16 protein-coding genes are annotated in these 15830 nt (G+C 69.2%); 10 read left to right on the top strand and 6 right to left on the bottom strand.

Annotation, left to right across the window (positions count from 1 at the left end):
- The first annotated feature begins 107 nt into the window (after positions 1–107).
- Together CFB52_RS24995 and CFB52_RS24990 are read left to right on the top strand one after the other, a co-directional pair.
- Positions 108–2330: an amylo-alpha-1,6-glucosidase gene (locus tag CFB52_RS24995; protein WP_059584565.1), complete on the top strand. Its 2223-nt coding sequence runs from the start codon at positions 108–110 to the stop codon at positions 2328–2330.
- A 96-nt stretch (positions 2331–2426) separates the two neighbouring features.
- Complete coding sequence (locus CFB52_RS24990; protein ID WP_006482135.1) at positions 2427–2678, top strand: hypothetical protein; 252 nt, start codon at positions 2427–2429, stop codon at positions 2676–2678.
- A gap of 484 nt (positions 2679–3162) precedes the next feature.
- Here CFB52_RS24990 and penR read toward each other — a convergent pair whose 3' ends face one another.
- A complete protein-coding gene (gene penR, locus CFB52_RS24985; protein ID WP_099317717.1) occupies positions 3163–4053 on the bottom strand; it encodes a beta-lactamase transcriptional regulator PenR in 891 nt (296 codons plus the stop codon).
- 136 nt (positions 4054–4189) lie between these two features.
- On the opposite strand from penR, the gene blaPEN-B reads away from it, so the two are divergent.
- Positions 4190–5128: a PEN-B family class A beta-lactamase gene (gene blaPEN-B, locus CFB52_RS24980; protein WP_089465705.1), complete on the top strand. Its 939-nt coding sequence runs from the start codon at positions 4190–4192 to the stop codon at positions 5126–5128.
- A gap of 834 nt (positions 5129–5962) precedes the next feature.
- Here the strand turns inward: blaPEN-B and CFB52_RS34780 are convergent.
- The 3 genes from CFB52_RS34780 to CFB52_RS24970 are packed head-to-tail and all read right to left on the bottom strand — an operon-like array spanning position 5963 to position 8197.
- Complete coding sequence (locus CFB52_RS34780) at positions 5963–6142, bottom strand: hypothetical protein (protein ID WP_180278253.1); 180 nt, start codon at positions 6140–6142, stop codon at positions 5963–5965.
- 19 nt (positions 6143–6161) lie between these two features.
- Entirely contained in the window at positions 6162–7538 is a 1377-nt protein-coding gene (locus CFB52_RS24975) for a cell wall metabolism sensor histidine kinase WalK (protein ID WP_099317716.1), read from the bottom strand.
- The gene (locus CFB52_RS24970; protein ID WP_059584573.1) at positions 7535–8197 is read right to left on the bottom strand and encodes a response regulator; all 663 of its coding nucleotides are present in this window, start codon (positions 8195–8197) and stop codon (positions 7535–7537) included. Before CFB52_RS24970 ends, CFB52_RS24975 begins: the two co-directional genes overlap by 4 nt.
- A gap of 233 nt (positions 8198–8430) precedes the next feature.
- Between CFB52_RS24970 and CFB52_RS24965 the strand changes: the two genes are divergently transcribed.
- The 7 genes from CFB52_RS24965 to CFB52_RS24935 all read left to right on the top strand — a co-directional run bounded on the left by CFB52_RS24965 (position 8431) and on the right by CFB52_RS24935 (position 14938).
- Positions 8431–8784, top strand: a complete 354-nt coding sequence (locus CFB52_RS24965) for a NirD/YgiW/YdeI family stress tolerance protein (protein WP_060310603.1) — start codon at positions 8431–8433, stop codon at positions 8782–8784.
- 55 nt (positions 8785–8839) lie between these two features.
- Positions 8840–9700 (top strand): MurR/RpiR family transcriptional regulator, encoded by an 861-nt coding sequence (locus CFB52_RS24960; protein ID WP_099317715.1) that lies wholly within the window; start codon positions 8840–8842, stop codon positions 9698–9700.
- A gap of 54 nt (positions 9701–9754) precedes the next feature.
- Complete coding sequence (locus CFB52_RS24955) at positions 9755–10180, top strand: N-acetyltransferase (RefSeq protein WP_059584579.1); 426 nt, start codon at positions 9755–9757, stop codon at positions 10178–10180.
- 202 nt (positions 10181–10382) lie between these two features.
- Positions 10383–12050, top strand: a complete 1668-nt coding sequence (locus CFB52_RS24950; protein ID WP_099317714.1) for an ankyrin repeat domain-containing protein — start codon at positions 10383–10385, stop codon at positions 12048–12050.
- Between the two features lie 144 nt (positions 12051–12194).
- Complete coding sequence (locus CFB52_RS24945; RefSeq protein ID WP_059584582.1) at positions 12195–13055, top strand: oxaloacetate decarboxylase; 861 nt, start codon at positions 12195–12197, stop codon at positions 13053–13055.
- 344 nt (positions 13056–13399) lie between these two features.
- Positions 13400–13666: a YodC family protein gene (locus tag CFB52_RS24940; protein ID WP_059584584.1), complete on the top strand. Its 267-nt coding sequence runs from the start codon at positions 13400–13402 to the stop codon at positions 13664–13666.
- Positions 13667–13777: 111 nt separating this feature from the next.
- Positions 13778–14938 carry a cytochrome P450 gene (locus CFB52_RS24935; RefSeq protein ID WP_099317933.1) on the top strand — a complete coding sequence of 387 codons (1161 nt, stop codon included), beginning with the start codon at positions 13778–13780 and terminating at the stop codon, positions 14936–14938.
- A gap of 30 nt (positions 14939–14968) precedes the next feature.
- On the opposite strand, the gene CFB52_RS24930 is transcribed toward CFB52_RS24935, so the two are convergent.
- Positions 14969–15295 carry a superinfection immunity protein gene (locus CFB52_RS24930; protein ID WP_006480800.1) on the bottom strand — a complete coding sequence of 109 codons (327 nt, stop codon included), beginning with the start codon at positions 15293–15295 and terminating at the stop codon, positions 14969–14971.
- Between the two features lie 90 nt (positions 15296–15385).
- Positions 15386–15805 (bottom strand): rhodanese-like domain-containing protein, encoded by a 420-nt coding sequence (locus CFB52_RS24925; RefSeq protein ID WP_099317713.1) that lies wholly within the window; start codon positions 15803–15805, stop codon positions 15386–15388.
- Positions 15806–15830 lie beyond the last annotated feature (25 nt).

Raw genomic sequence — 15830 nt, 5'->3', positions numbered from 1 at the left:
GTCTGGCGCCGCGGCCGTTTCGTCGCTGCGCACGTTCGCCGTTCTGGCCTATCCTGTGCGAAACACGCGACGCGCGCCGCGCGTTGCGCCTCGACACAGGAGCATCGATGCCGAATCACGCCGAAGCCACGACGACGCAGGCGCCGCAAGTCGCGCCGATTCCCCCGGCCACCGCGTCGGGTCCCGCTTTCATCGCGCCCGAAGCCGATCCGCAGGTCCTCGCGCGCAACAACCAGTACGTGCTGAAATCCGGCGACGCGTTCGTGGTCAGCGACGCGCTCGGCGACATCGCCGGCCATGACGACGGCCTGTTCGTCGACGACATGCGCGTGCTGTCGACGTGGCGCCTGACGTTCGGCGGCCGCGCGCCGTCGCTGCTGTCGGGCGCGACGAGCGCCGACAACGCGTCGTTCACCGCGCACCTGACGAACCGCCCGCTGCCGCCGCTCGGCGGCCACGAGACGCCCGAGGGCGTGATCCATATCGAGCGCATGCGCGTGCTCGCGGGCGACGTGCTGCACGAAGCGCTGACGCTGACGAACTACGGCGCGAGCGAAGCCGAGGTGCCGCTGTCGCTGTCGTTCGCGGCCGATTTCAAGGACATGTTCGAAGTGCGCGGCACGCGGCGGCCCAAGCGCGGCACGGTGGGCGCGCCGCGCGTCGACGCGGGCGCGGTGCGGCTGCGTTACGACGGCCTCGACGGCGTGGAGCGCAACGTGACCGTGCATTTTTCGCCGGCGCCCGACGCGCTGTCGGTCGATCGTGCCGACTACACGCTGACGATCGCCGCGCAGGCGTGCGTGTCGATCTACCTGACCGTCGATGCGACGCTCGGGCCCGCGCAGGGCGAAGGGCCCGGGTGCGGCCGCGTCGCGCTGCGCACGGCGCTCGTCGGCGTGCATCGCGAGATGCGGGCACGGCGCGAGTCGATGGCGCGCGTGAACACCGGCAATCCGCTGTTCGACGCGTGGCTCGATCGTTCGCTCGCGGATCTCGGGCTGCTCACGACGCAGCTCGACACGGGGCCGTACCCGTATGCGGGCATTCCGTGGTTCTCGACGCCGTTCGGCCGCGACGCGATCATCACGTCGCTGCAGATGCTGTGGCTGCAGCCGTCGCTCGCGCGCGGCGTGCTGCGCTTTCTCGCCGAGCATCAGGCGCGCGAGACCTCCGCGTTCCGCGACGCGGAGCCCGGCAAGATCATGCACGAGTTCCGCCGCAGCGAGATGGCCGCGACGGGCGAGGTGCCGTTCGCGCTGTACTACGGCGGCGTCGATACGACACCGCTGTTCATCGTGCTCGCGGGCGCCTATGCCGAGCGCACCGGCGACGATGCGCTGATCGACGAGCTGTGGCCCGCGCTCGAGCGGGCCGTGCAATGGGTGATCGACAAGTGCGACCGCAATCCGTACGGACTGCTCGACTACCAGCGCACGTCGGAGCGCGGCCTCGCGAACCAGGGCTGGAAGGACAGCCACGATTCGGTGTTCCATGCGGACGGCCGTTTCCCGGACGGGCCGATCGCGCTCGTCGAGGTGCAGGCCTACGCGTGCGCGGCGCTCGACGCGATGTCGGCGTGCGCGCACCGGCGCGGCCATGCGGCCGACGCGACGCGCTACGCGTTGCGCGCGAAGACGCTGCGCGACCAGGTCGATGCGCTGTTCTGGATGCCGGAAGGCGATTTCTACGGGATCGCGCTCGACGGGCATGGCGAGCTGTGCCGCGTGTTCGCATCGAACGCGGGCCATCTGCTTGCGTTCGGGCTGCCCGACGCCGAGCGCGGCGCGGCGGTCGCCGGCGTGCTCGGCTCGGCGCTGTTCCAGACGGGCTGGGGCATCCGCACGCTGGCGGCCGGCCAGCCGCGCTTCAACCCGATGGCCTATCACAACGGTTCGGTGTGGCCGCACGACAATGCGCTCATCGCGCGCGGCCTGGCGCGCTACGGCGACAAGACGGCCGCGGTGAACCTGCTGCGTGCGCTGTTCGAGGCGGCGGTGAGCTTCGAGATGCGCCTGCCGGAACTGTTCTGCGGGTTCCCGCGCCGACGCGGCGAACCGCCGACCGCGTATCCGGTGGCCTGCCTGCCGCAGGCGTGGGCGGCCGGCGCGCCGTTCATGATGCTGCAGGCGTGCCTCGGCGTGAGCATCGACGCGTCGCGCCACGAGGTGCGCGTCGAACGCCCGGCATTGCCGGAAGGCGTCGACTGGCTGCGGATCGATGCGCTGCGCGTCGGCGACGAAACCGTGTCGCTGACGTTCCGCCGGGTCGACGGGCAAGTCGTCGCGGCGGCGGAGCGGCCGGGCCGCGTCAAGGTGGTCGCGGTGCTGTAGCGGGGCGCCGCGCGAACGTTGCGCGATGTCGCGCCACGTTCGCGCGCGGCGGCATAGAATCGTGACATGACCCTTGAACAATGGCGGAGGTAGACGATGACGACCGACAACCGGCCCGACGACGGCGAGCACAAGCTCGAGAATCTGGAAGCGGCGGTCGACCACCTGCACAAGTCGATCGAATCGCAGAGCATCGCGGTCGGCGCGGCGAAGGGCATTCTGTTCAGCCTGATCGAAACGCTGGGCGCGTTGATCGGCGATCCCGACCTGCCCGAGCATGCGCGTTCGGGCTACGAAGCGCTGCGCGACAAGGCGAGCGAATTGCGCGGCGGGCTCGACCGCCATTGACGTACGGGTGGCGCAGGCGCTGCCCGATTCTGCGCACGCGGCACAAAACCCCGTGCGCTCAATCAGTTAGGTGCCCGATACGCAGGATATCCACACGCTTGCCAACACAATCTGTGGAGAACTGCCCCGGCCCTCGGCCGGGCGCGCCACGCATGCGCGGCGCGCGGTTCCACAATCATTCCGGTGCCACGCCATTGACCGGTCAAGGTCCATGGATGGAATCCCCTTGTGTATCAAGATGTTACGCGTCCGATCTGGCGGATATCCACAGGCTTGCCAACAAAATCTGTGGACAACTCGCAATCGATTGCGTCGCACGGGTTGAGGATCCGGCCCGAATGCGAGCGGTGCGCGAAGCCCGCGTGCAAAGGCTGCCCGCGCCGTGCGTCGGCGCGCGAATGCTTGCGCGATCAAGGGGTTAGGTACCGCGTACCCAGGATATCCACATCCTTGCCAACACTTTCTGTGGACAAGCGCGGCCGCGTTAGGCGCCCGGCGCCGTACCGGCCGCTTCCGCCACGATCCAGTCGCGAAAGAGCGTCATCGCCGGCGTCAGCGGCTTCGACTTCAGCGACGTGAGCCAGTAGCCGCCCGCGCGCACGTCGATGTCGAACGGCCGCGCGAGCTGGCCGAGCTGCAGTTCGCGCGAGAACATGCACGCGGGCGCGAGCGCGACGCCCGCACCCTGCATCGCGGCCTCGACCATCAGCCGGGACGAATCGAACACCGGCCCGTTGACGGCCCACGGTTCGAGCCGCGCGGCGTCGAACCAGCCGTGCCATTCGTCGGTGCGATACGAGCGCAGCAGCGTTTCGTTCGCGAGATCGGCCGGCCGCGCGACGCGCCCCGCGATGTCCGGCGCGCACAGCGCGGTGAGCGGCGCATCGAGCAGCCGCTCGTTGCGCGTGGCCGGCCAGTTGCCTTCACCGAAGCGGATCGCGAAATCGAGGCCCTCGGCGGCGAGGTCGACGACGTTGTTGTTGGTCCGCAGCCGCAGCTCGACGAACGGGTGCGTGTCGCCGAACTGCTTCAGCCTCGGCATTAGCCAGCCTAGGGCAAAGGTGCCGACGACGCCGAGCGTCAGCACCTCGTGGAAACGCCCGCCGTCGAACTGCTTGAGCACTGTCTCGATGCGGCTGAACGCGTCGCTCAGCACCGGCAGCAGCGCGCGCCCCTCGTCGGTCAGCCCGAGGCCGCGCGGCAGCCGCGTAAACAGCGTGCAGCCGAGCCGCTCCTCGAGCGAGCGCACCTGTTGGCTGACGGCGGCCTGGGTCACGCTCAGCTCGAGGCCGGCGCGCGTGAAGTTCAGGTGGCGCGCCGACGATTCGAACGCGCGCAACGCATTGAGCGGAAGATGAGGGCGAAGCTTCGTCATAAGAATTTCTTTTGTCAGCGCTCAATTATCGTTGCTTGTCAGGCAACCGTAAAGTGCCGATAGTGCTGCCTCGGCGGCCGGCCGTTTTCAACGCGCCAACCACGTTTCGCCGCCATTCCACCACGAGACAACCGACATGACCTACTCATCGAAACGTCGATCCCTGTTGCTGGCCGCCGCGACGGCGCCGCTCGTTCTTACCGTCACCGCATGCGCGTCGCGACAGGCCGCTGCGCCGGACGCCGCCACGGCGGCAGCGGCGGCTGCCGCGGACGCCATTGCGCCTGTTGCTGCTGCGACGACGCTGGCCGATCTCGAACGCGACGCGGGCGGCCGTCTCGGCGTGTGCGCGATCGACACGGCGAGCGGCCGGGTCATCGAGCATCGCGCGGGCGAGCGCTTCCCGTTCTGCAGCACGTTCAAGGCGATGCTGAGCGCGGCGGTGCTCGCGCGGAGCGTCGAGCAACCGGGCTTGCTGCAACAGCGCGTGACGTATACGAAGGCCGATCTCGTCAACTATTCGCCGGTATCGGAGAAGCACGTCGGCGCGGGCATGACGGTCGCCGCGCTGTGCGAGGCCACGATCCAGTACAGCGACAACTCGGCCGCGAACCTGCTGATGAAGCTGATCGGCGGACCGTCGGCGGTCACCGCCTACGCGCGCTCGATCGGCGACGACACGTTCCGTCTCGATCGATGGGAAACCGAACTGAATACCGCGTTGCCGGGCGACCCGCGCGACACGACGACGCCGGCCGCGATGGCCGCCAGCCTGCGCGTGCTGACGCTCGGCGACGCGTTGCCGGCCGCGCAGCGTGAGCAACTCGTCACGTGGCTGCGCGGCAACAAGGTCGGCGACAAGCGGATCCGCGCGGGCGTGCCGGCCGGGTGGACGGTCGGCGACAAGACCGGCACCGGCGACTACGGGACGACGAACGACGCGGGCGTCATCTGGCCGACGTCGCGCGCGCCGATCGTGCTGGCCGTGTACTACACGCAGACGCGAGCCGATGCGCGGGCGAAGGACGACGTGATCGCGTCGGTCGCACGCATCGTCGCGCGGACGTTCGGCTGAGCAGCGCGGCACGGCAGGGCGCGACAGGCATCGCGCACGCCGCGGGCGCATCGTGCCGCAGTCGTGACCCGCGCGACCAAACGTTGTGCGATCAACGACTTAGCTCGCGCATGCTCAGGATATCCACATGCTTGCCAACAAAAAGTGTGGACAAGCCCCCGAACGGCGGGCGCGCCGCGCGGCGCGCGCCGTCGTGCCGCGTTTGAAGCAGTGCGGACAAAGTCTTTCGGATCAAGCGCTTGGCCGCGGTATGCGCAGGCTATCCACACGCTTGCCAACACAATCTGTGGACAAGCACCGCGGCCGGCACGGCGGGCGGCGCATCACGTACCGCAGCGGCATGCAACCGGCGCTTGGCCGCCCGTGTGCCGTTTTCTAGGCGGCGCGGACAAAGTCTTTCGGATCAAATGCTTGATCGCGGTATGCGCAGGCTATCCACATGCTTGCCAACAAAATTTGTGGGTAAGTGGGCGATGCAGGTTCGGTCCGCATGCGATGGTCATGACATGACGGGGATCGGGCGTCCGTTGTCGCGGCGTCGTGACGCGATGTGCGGCGAAGGGTGCGCGCGACGGCCATCACGTGCGCCGCGTCTGCATCACGCGTGCCAAAGTCCATCGGATCAAGGGTTTAGCGTCGCGGTGCGCAGGATATCCACAAGCTTGCCAACATTTTCTGTGGAGAAGTCGGCGGTCGCGATTCGGCCGATGTCACGCGCCGCCACACGTCGCACACGCGGACTCGCGCCGTGCAGATATCGGCCACGCCGACCTTCTGGATGAGGCTGCGTCGAGATGAATCCCGGCTGCCGCTTCATGAACGCCGCGTCGGCCTTCAGACGACGAGCAAGTCGGTTTCGTCGGCGGCCGCCAGCGTGAAGCGGCCGATGTGAGCGCGTGCTTGCCGCAGTCCGGCGCGTTTGCCGCGCACCGATGACAAACCCTTTCCGATCAACGGCTTGGTGCCGTTAATGGAGGGGTTGTCCACAAGCTTGCCAACATAATCTGTGGACAAGCCGCCCGCCGCCCGCGCATCAGGCCGGCCGCGGGAAGCGCACCGTGACGGTCAGCCCGCGCCCGCCGCGCGAGGTCGCGAGCGCGACGGTCGCGCGATGCTGTTCGGCGATCCGCTTGACGATCGACAACCCGAGCCCGCTTCCCGACGACGTGACTGCCTGCGCGCCTTCGCCGCGATAGAAGCGCTCCCACACGTCGGTGCGTTCTGCCTCCGGAATGCCGGGGCCGTCGTCGGCCACCTCGAGCACGGGCGTCGCGCCGTCGATGCGCGCGGACACGTCGACGCGCGCGCCTTCGCCTGCATAGCGGATCGCGTTGTCGACGAGATTGTTCAGCAGCACGTGCAGCGTGTCGGCATTGCCAGCGGCCATCACCGGTGCGTCGACGATCGCGCCGAGATCGATGCGGTGCGCGTCGGCGACGCGCGCGCGGTCCGACACCACCGAGCGGCACAGCGCGGCGAGATCGACCGGCGCCGACGCGGCGACGGCCGCCTGCGCATCGGGTTCGAGGCGCGCGAGCGTCAGCAACTGCTCGGCGAGGTGGCCGAGGCGCGTCGTGCCCGCGTGGATCTGCGCGAGGATGCGCTCGCGCTCCTCCGCGGTCGCCGCGCGCCGCAGCAGTTCGGACTGGATCGACAGCCCCATGATCGGCGTGCGCAGCTCGTGCGCGGCATCGGCGATGAAGTGCCGCTGCAACGTGAACGAGCGGTCGAGGCGCGCGAGCAGGTCGTTGATCGCCTCGGCGAGCGGACGGACCTCGTTCGGCATCGATGCGACGTCGACCGGCTCGAGGTTGTTCGCATTCCTGCGTTTCAGGCCTGCCGCGATCGCCCGCAGCGGCTGCAGCCCCGCGCCGATGCCGAACCACAGGCCCAGCGCGAGCAGCGGCAGCATCGAGAACACCGGCCACAGCAGATGGACGGCGATGCCCGCGATCGCTTCCCAGCGCGCATGCCGCGCCTGCGCGAGCCGGATCGTCGTGCCGCCGCGCTCCGTCACATAGGTGCGCCACGGTTGGCCGCCGACGTCGACGCTCGCGATGCCCTGCTGCGCGGGTGGCGGCAGCTTCGAGTCGCGGTCGGTCGAATACACGAGCGTACCGTTGCGCCACACCTGCAGCAGCACCGCATCGGGGTCGCTCGCCTCGAAGCCGTGCTTGCCTCTGGCATGGTTGCTGAACGACAGCTCGCCGTTCGGGCCGACGACGATCTGTTTCGACATGCTGCGCATCTGGTCGTCGAGCAGGTCGTCGAGTTCGCGCAGCGCGCCCCAGTAGGTGCCGGCGCTCGCGACCAGGCCGATCACGCAGGCGGCCGGCATCAGCCACGTCAGCAGGCGCCGCCGCAGCGACGCGTTGCGCCAGCGCGCGAGCGCGCGTTGCACGCGCGTCACGTGCCGTCACCGATCCGGTAGCCGACGCCGCGCACCGTGCGGATCACGTCGTGGCCGAGTTTCTTGCGCAGGTTGTGGATATGCACCTGCACCGCGTTGCTCTCGATTTCCTCGCCCCAGCTGTACAGCCGTTCCTCGAACTGTTCGCGCGAAATCACCGCGCCCGGTTCGCGCATCAGCTCGTGCAGCAGCACGAATTCCTTCGGCGACAGCGGCACTTCGTCGTCGTCGAGCCAGACGAGGTGCTTGACGGGATCGAGCCGCAGCGGGCCGATCGCGAGCGTCGTCTGCGCGCGGCCCGCATGGCGGCGGTTGACCGCGCGGATGCGGGCGAGCAGTTCGTCGAGCTCGAACGGCTTGACGAGATAGTCGTCCGCGCCGCTGTCGAGGCCCGCGATGCGGTCCGGCACGCCGTCGCGCGCGGTGATGATGATCGCGGGCAGGTTTTCGTCGCGGCGGCGCAGCGCGGCGAGCACCGACAGGCCGTCGCGGTTCGGCAGCCCGAGATCGAGCAGCAGCAGCCCGTAGCCGGTCGTGCGCAGCGCGAGCGACGCGGCGTCGCCGTCTTTCACCCAGTCGACCGCGAAGCCTTCCTGTTTGAGGCCCTGTTCGAGCCCGCTGCCGATCAGCGGATCGTCCTCGACGAGCAGTACGCGCATGGATTCGTGTCTCTTCAACGGGGGCGCCGCGGCGCCCGGGGTTCCCATGATAAGCGTGCGCATCTTAGGTCTGGCTTAAATGCGCGCGGTGCGCGGCCTCGTTTCGTACTCGTCCGATGCGGCGCCGTGTCACTTCGGCATGCCCTTCAGGTTTGCTTAATCTTACGGTCCGTAATCTGGCGCCGTCGCGTTCAACGAAGCGCGGCGCCACATCGAAGAAGAGGAACGAGATCATGAAACACCTGGCCAGAATCCTGATGATTGCACTCGCCACGCTGCCTGCCGCCGTCCATGCGCAATACACGGGGCCGTCCGCGCTGACCACGACGACGGTGAAGGAGCTGCTCGCGAATGGCAAGGACGACCAGCACGTGCAGTTGCAGGGGCGCATCGTGAAGCACGTCGGCGGCGAGGATTACGAATTCGCCGATGCCACCGGTACGATCCGCGTCGAGATCGACCACAAGTTGTGGGCAGCCGGCCAGCCCGTCAGCGACAAGAACGAAGTGAAGCTGACCGGCGAATTCGAGCGCAAATGGTCGGGCAGCGTGAAGGTCGACGCCGATCACGTCGAAGTGCTGCGCTGACAGGTGGGCGCGGGGCCGGTGATACCATGGACGACCGGTTCCCGTTCCCACCAAGATGGCCGCCAATTTCGACGAACTCGCGTCCCGGATCCGGGCGCAATTTTCCGAGCTGAGCCCGCAATTCCAGGCGGGCGCCGCCTTCCTGCTCGATCATCCCGACGAAGTCGCCACGTCGTCGATGCGCAAGGTCGCGCAGCGCGCGCAGGTGCAGCCCGCGTCGCTCGTGCGGCTCGCGCAGCAATTCGGCTTTCCAGGCTGGAACGAGCTGCGCGACCTGTGCGTCGCGCGCGTGCGCACGCGGCCCGAGCCGCTCACGCAGCGTGCGCGCTCGCTGGTGCGGCCCGACGCGAAGGCGTCGCTCGCGCACGATCTGCTCGCCGCGCAGCAGCACAACCTGTCGGCGACCGCCGCGCAGAACGCGCACGCGCTCGCGGATGCGGCGAGGCTGATCCGCAAGGCATCGCACGTGCACGTGGCGGGCTTTCGCTCGTGCTATCCGGTCGCGTTCGGTTTCGTCTACGGCTACCGGCTGTTCCGTCCGACCGTGTCGCTGCTCAACGGCGTCGCCGGTTCGCTCGAAATGGAGTTGCGGACGATCGCGAAGCAGAGCGTGACCGTGATCGTCAGCTTCGCGCCGTATTCGGCCGAGGCGACGCGCGTCGCGCAGGCCGCGAAGGCGCAGGGCAGCCGGATCGTCGCGATCACCGACAGCGCGGTGTCGCCGATCGCGCTGCACGCGGACGCGCAACTGATCTTCACGCACGACAGCCCGTCGTTCTTTCCGTCGCTGGTGGCCGCGCACGCGATGGCCGAGGCGCTGGTCGCGCAGTTGCTGGCGCTCGAAGGCAGCGATGCGATCGCCGCGCTCGAGCGGACCGAGGCGGAACTGCACGCGAAGGGCGCGTACGTCGTTTGACGGGCGCGGGATGTGCGGTTTCAGCGAACCTTCATTGATGACCCGACGTAATCGATGACGTTGACCTATGCAGTGACCGACGCGGGCGACGCGGACGTGCGCAAGCAGATCGTCGCGCCGCTCATTCGCTTCAACGAAAGCCAGGCCGGCCCGGTCGACTTCCGGCCGCTGGCCGTGATCGCGACCGACGCGGCCGGCGCGGTGGTCGGCGGCCTGTGGGGCGGCACGGCGTTCGGCTGGCTGCATGTCGACCTGCTCGTGGTGCCCGAGGCCGCGCGCGGGCAGGGCGCCGGCACGCGCATCATGGATCTGGCCGAACAGGAGGCCGTCGCGCGCGGCTGTCATAGCGCATGGCTCGACACGTTCGACTTCCAGGCGCGGCCGTTCTACGAGAAGCGCGGCTATGTCCGCTTCGGCGAGCTGCCCGATTATCCGGTCGGGCACACGCGCATCTTCCTGACGAAGAAACTCGCGGGCTGAACGGCGTCGCTGCTGCGCGCATGCGCGATGCCGCGCGATTGACGATGCCGACGGCCGTCGCCTACGATACCGGGCAGCGATGCAGGTCGCTTCCGGGTCCGCGGAAAGGGTTCAACCCACCTGTCGCGGCAAACCCGGTCTTTCCCCATCCTTCGTGCTGGCGGTATTGCGGACCTTCGGCCATCCATGCACAAGGATCCGCATGAAAAAGCTGCCTCCCGACGCCCATCCCGATCATCTGAAAAAGCAGGCCAAGGCGTTGTTGCGCCTGTACCGGCAGGGCGACGCCGATGCCGTCGCACGCTTCGTCGCATTCCTGCCCGCCGCCGCGAACCGCACGCATGCCGAAACGCTCGCGCTCGGGCTTCGTCTGCACGACGCGCAGTCGTGCATCGCGCGCGAGTACGGTTTTGCTTCTTGGGCCGATCTCGGCGCGTTCGTCGAAACGCATGCGCTCGCGCGGCAAGCGCGGTCGCTGCTGATGCGGCGCTGGCTCGACCACGCGTACGGCGCGGACGTGACCGGCGGCGTCGACGCGGCCCGGCCGCGCGTGGCCGCGCAATTGCTGCTCGACCATCCCGATCTCGTGTCGGCGGACCCGGCGATCGCATGCGCGGCCGGCGATCTCGCCGCGGTGAAGGCGGCGCTGGCCGCCGATCCCGGCTGGATCGCGCGCGCCGGCGGTGTGCTGAAGCTGCCGCCGCTCGTCGCCGTCACGCATTCGCGGCTCGGGCAGCTTCCCGAATTCGCGGCCAGGTTGCGTGCGTGCGCGCGCCATCTGCTCGACGCGGGCGTCGATCCGAACCAGCGGATCGGCAACCGGTATCCGCCGGCCTCGCTCGCCGAGCCCGACGAGTCGGCGCCGCTGTCGGCGCTGTATGGCGCCGCCGGCGTCAATCGCGATCCCGCGCTCACCGCGATGCTGCTGGAAGCCGGCGCCGATCCGAACGACGGCGAATCGCTGTATCACTCGGTGGAGAACCCGGCATGCACGCGCCTGCTGCTCGAGCACGGCGCCCGGGTGGGCGGGACCAATGCGTTGCGGCGCGCGCTCGACATGCCGGACGCGGCCGCGCTCGAGTTGCTGCTCGCGCATGGCGGCGACCCGAACGAGCCGGCCGGCGAAGGGCCGACGAAGACGTGGGGCGCGCCGTTGCTGCGCGCGATCGCCGTGCGTTGCCCGGCGCGCCACGTCGCCGCGCTGCTGGCGGCCGGCGCCGATCCCGGCGCGCGGACCGCCGCGGGCGTCAGCGCGTATCGGCTCGCGATGCAGACCGGGTTGTCCGAGGTCGCGGCGCTGTTGCGCGCGGCCGGCGCGCAGGAGGCGCTCGATGCGCAAGACGCGTTCATGGCGGCCTGCGCGCGCGCCGATGCCGACGACGCACGGCGTATTCAGGCGAAGCATCCCGAATTGCCCGGCGCGCTGTCCGACGACCGGCTGCGGCTGCTGCCCGACGCCGCCGCATGGGGTTCGCGCGACGCGGTGAAGGCGATGGTCGAACTCGGTTGGCCGATCGCCGCGCGAGGCGGCGACTGGGACGCGAGCGCGCTGAATCACGCGGTGTTCCGCGGCGATGCCGAACTGCTGGCGTTCCTGCTCGCGCACGGCGCAAGCTGGCGCGAGATGCACGGATTCGGCAGCGACGCGCTCGGTACGCTGTCCTGGGCGTCCGTCAACGAACCGGAGGGCGTCGGCGATCCCGACTGGGAAGCGTGCGCGCGCGTGCTGATCGCGCACGGCGTGCCGCAAGCGGTACGCGATCCGTCGAATCCGGAGGGCGTGCTGATCGACGGTCGCGCGATGCGGTTCTCCGAGGCCGTCACCGACGTGTTGCTCGGCATCGGCGGCGGACCGCCCGCATCGACGTGAACCGACGTGGGCGGCCCGGCGTAGTGGCGGGCCGCTTCGACGCCAGCGTCTTTCCTGTTGCGCGACGACATTTCGGCGAAAGCTGAAACGTCGCGTGCACGACCGGCGTAAGCTCATCCGTCAACACCTTCCCGGGAGTTCGCGATGACCCGTTCCGACCTGCAAGCCCGCCACGCCGAAGCTTTCCGTGCGCTGCACACGCGCCCCGGCGCGTTCATCATCCCGAACCCGTGGGATGCCGGCACCGCGCGCCTGCTCGCGATGGCCGGCTTCGAGGCGCTCGCCACGACGAGCGCCGGCTACGCGTTTTCGAAAGGGCGCCCCGACAACGCGATCGAGCGCGACGCGATGCTCGCTCATATCGCCGAGCTCGTCGCCGCGGGCGGCCTGCCGGTGAGCGCCGATCTGGAGAACGGCTTCGGCGACGCGCCCGACACGGTGGCCGAAACGATCCGGCTGGCGGCCGAGGCGGGCGCGGTCGGCGGCTCGATCGAGGACGCGACCGGCCGTGCCGATACGCCGATTTATGCGCGCGACGCGTCGGTCGAGCGCATCGCGGCGGCCGTCGACGCGGCGCGCGCGCTGCCGTTTCCGTTCACGCTGACCGCCCGCTGCGAAAATTACCTGCACGGCCGCCGCGACCTCGACGACACGATCGCGCGGCTCGTCGCCTATCGCGACGCCGGCGCGGACGTGCTCTATGCGCCCGGCATCACGGATCCCGACGAAATCGCGGCCGTGACGCGGGCGGTCGGCGCGCCCGTCAATGTCGTCATGGGTCTGCAGGGCGGGTTGCTGAGCCTCGACGCGCTGGCGGCGCTCGGCGTGAAGCGTGTCAGCGTCGGCGGCGCGCTGGCGCGGGCCGCGTTCGGTGCGTTCCTGCGCGCGGCGACGGAGATGCGGCGCGACGGCACGTTCACCTTCAGCCGGGCAGCCGTGCCGGGGCGCGATATCAACCGCTGGTTTGCGGCGCCGGATAATTCGCCGATTTTGTTCGATGAATGAGCCCCAATAAAATCCGGAATCGCTTCCGCTTAAGCATTGGTTGACGATAATCAATCGGTTTCGCGTCCGCATTAATCGCCGACGCTGACGCGAAAATCGTCGTTTATTCTCCGCATTCCGCTCCGATCGGCTGCCGCCGGCGCGCAAACCGCGCCGGATCTGAGGCTTGGCGGGCCTTCATACGCGACGATACCGCGCATTGTTGCAGGTTCCAGTTCAGAACGTTTCAGTGCGTGGGAGTTGCGGGATGATTTTTTGATTGATAATCTGCGGCACGTTCCAATGATCGGCGAGTGCCTGCCGGGAATATCAATATATTCAATATATAAAAAGCTGAGAGAGCGATGACGATCCGAGAAAATCACCGCGTCGGATTTCGCGTGGGCGATGTCGTGACGCTGAAAACGGGCGGGCCGCGCATGACCGTCACGTATGCCGGGCCGGTCGTGTTCGACGACGGCGACTGGCTGATCTGCCAGTGGTTCGACGAAAGCGGCGAGTTCCGGCAGGAAATGTTCCATCACGACACGGTGGTGCCCGAGCCGCGCGCGATTTCGGCCGGACGGGTCCGGCTGCGCATGCAGTCGCTCCGCTCGCGGTCGGCGGCCTGACGCCGGCCGCCGCGATGCCGCGACGTGTCACGCGTGGCGCGCGGCGCCCGTGCGACGACATTTCGCGCCATCCCGAAACATGCGGCGGCGCGCGGCGCCGATACTGAGCGCATGAACCCGACCGATCCTGTTGCCGCGGTCACGCACCGCGATCCCTATCCCTATTACGCAGCGCTCGTCGACGGGCCGCCGCTCGCGTTCGACGCGACGCTCGGCCTGTGGGTCGCGAGCCGCGCGGCCGCCGTGACGGCCGTGCTCGGCCATCCGGCCTGCCGCGTGCGGCCGCTGGACGCGCCGGTGCCGCCCGCGTTGCGCGGCACGACGGCCGGCGCGCTGTTCGGCGACCTCGTGCGCATGAACGACGGCCCGTCGCGACACGACGTACCGAAGCAGGCGTTGCGCGCGGCGTTCGCGCCGATCGGTACGGATGCGCTGCGCGATCGCGCCGACGTGCTTGCCGCGCGGCGGTTACCGGCGCCCGGCGATGTCGACGCGCTGAACGCGTGGTGCATGACGGTGCCCGTGTGCGCGGTTGCCGATCTGCTCGGCTTCGACGAAACGCAGCTCGACGACATTGCCGCTCGGGTCGTCGAGTTCGTCGTCGCGCTGTCGCCGCTATCGGATGCCGCAGCGCTGGCGCGCGCGAGCGACGCGGCGCGGCACCTGCTCGACCGGATGACGGAACGCTTCGCGCGGTCGCGTGCGCACGACGGCACGCTGGTCGCCGCGGTACAGCAGGCGGCCCGTGCGTCGGGCTGGCACGCGAGCGGCGCGCTCGTCGCGAATCTCGTCGGGTTGCTGTCGCAGACGTGCGAGGCGACGGCCGCATGGCTCGGCAATGCACTCGTGGCATGGAACGGCGAAGCGGGCACGGTGCCGGATGCCGCCGCGCTCGACGCATTCGTCGCCGAAGTCGGGCGTTTCGATGCGCCGGTGCAGAACACGCGCCGCTTCGTCGCGGCGCGCACGACGATCGAAGGCGTGCGCGTCGACGCCGGCGATGCCATCCTCGTCGTGCTTGCCGCGGCGAACCGCGATCCGGCCGTGCATCGCGATCCGCACCGGCTGATGCCGGGCCGCGCGGCGGGGCCGAATTTCGGCTTCGGCACGGGGCCGCATGGGTGTCCGGGCGAGCGGATCGCACGGGCGGTGACGGCGGGGGCGTTCGCGGCGCGGCTGCGTGCGGGCGGCTGGCCGCCGCGCGACGCGCTGAAGTGGGATTACCGCGCGTCGACCAACGTCAGGATGCCGAAGTTCGACGCGATACGGTGAAGCGGGGAAGAGTGGCTTGACGGCGGGGGCTTAACGGCAGCCTTGCTTTTCCGCCCATTGCTCCTGCGCGGCGACGCGGCGCTGCACGCGTTCGACGAGGCCGGTCGAGAAGGTCCGCATGCTGACGCCGCGGCGCTTCGCGAGGATCGTCTGCGCGACGTCGGTGCGCGGGTTCGGCTGGCATGCCCAGTACAGCGTCATCAGCCAGCCGATGCCCGTCCATGCGAACAGTGCGTTGAACATCGCGATCGTCAGCTTGTCGTGCCGGCCGCGCCGGTCTGCAATGACGGCCGGCAGGAAATAGAGCGCGATCGCCGCGACTGAACCGGCCACTTGAATCAGGACTGCATCATGCATGGTGCTGCTCCGTCCAAACTGCAATGAGGCTGATTGTCGCGCTTTTTCCGCTCGTGTGCAGGCAATTGATTGTTGCGCTTTTAGTGACGATCAGGCGGCTTCGGCGTCCGCCGGCTGGTCGTCGTTGCTCAGCGCGAAACCTTCGTCGAGCCAGCCCGTCACGCCGCCGATCATCAGCTTGACCGGGCGGCCCAGGCGCGCGAGCCGGACCGCCGCGCGCGCGGCGCCGTTGCAGTGCGGCCCCGCGCAGTAGACGACGAACAGCGTGTCGGCCGGGTAACCGGCGAGCTTGCTTTCGATGATCTTGCGGTGCGGCAGGTTGCGCGCGCCGGGCACGTGGCCGGCGGCGAACAGGTCGGGGCCGCGCACGTCGAGCAGCACGAAATCGGGCGTGCCGGACGCGAGGGCATCGTGTACGTCCCAGCAGTCGGTCTCGAAGCGCAGCGATGCCTCGAAATGCGCGAGGGCGGCCGGGCTGTCGGCGGCGGGGATGTCGGTGACGTGGGACATGGTCGGGCTCTCCGGGTTGAACGGG

The organism is Burkholderia sp. AU18528 (genome assembly GCF_002223215.2).
Lineage (GTDB): Bacteria > Pseudomonadota > Gammaproteobacteria > Burkholderiales > Burkholderiaceae > Burkholderia > Burkholderia semiarida.
Note: the sequence above shows the minus strand (reverse complement) of the source record. Positions and strands in the feature narration are given on the sequence as shown.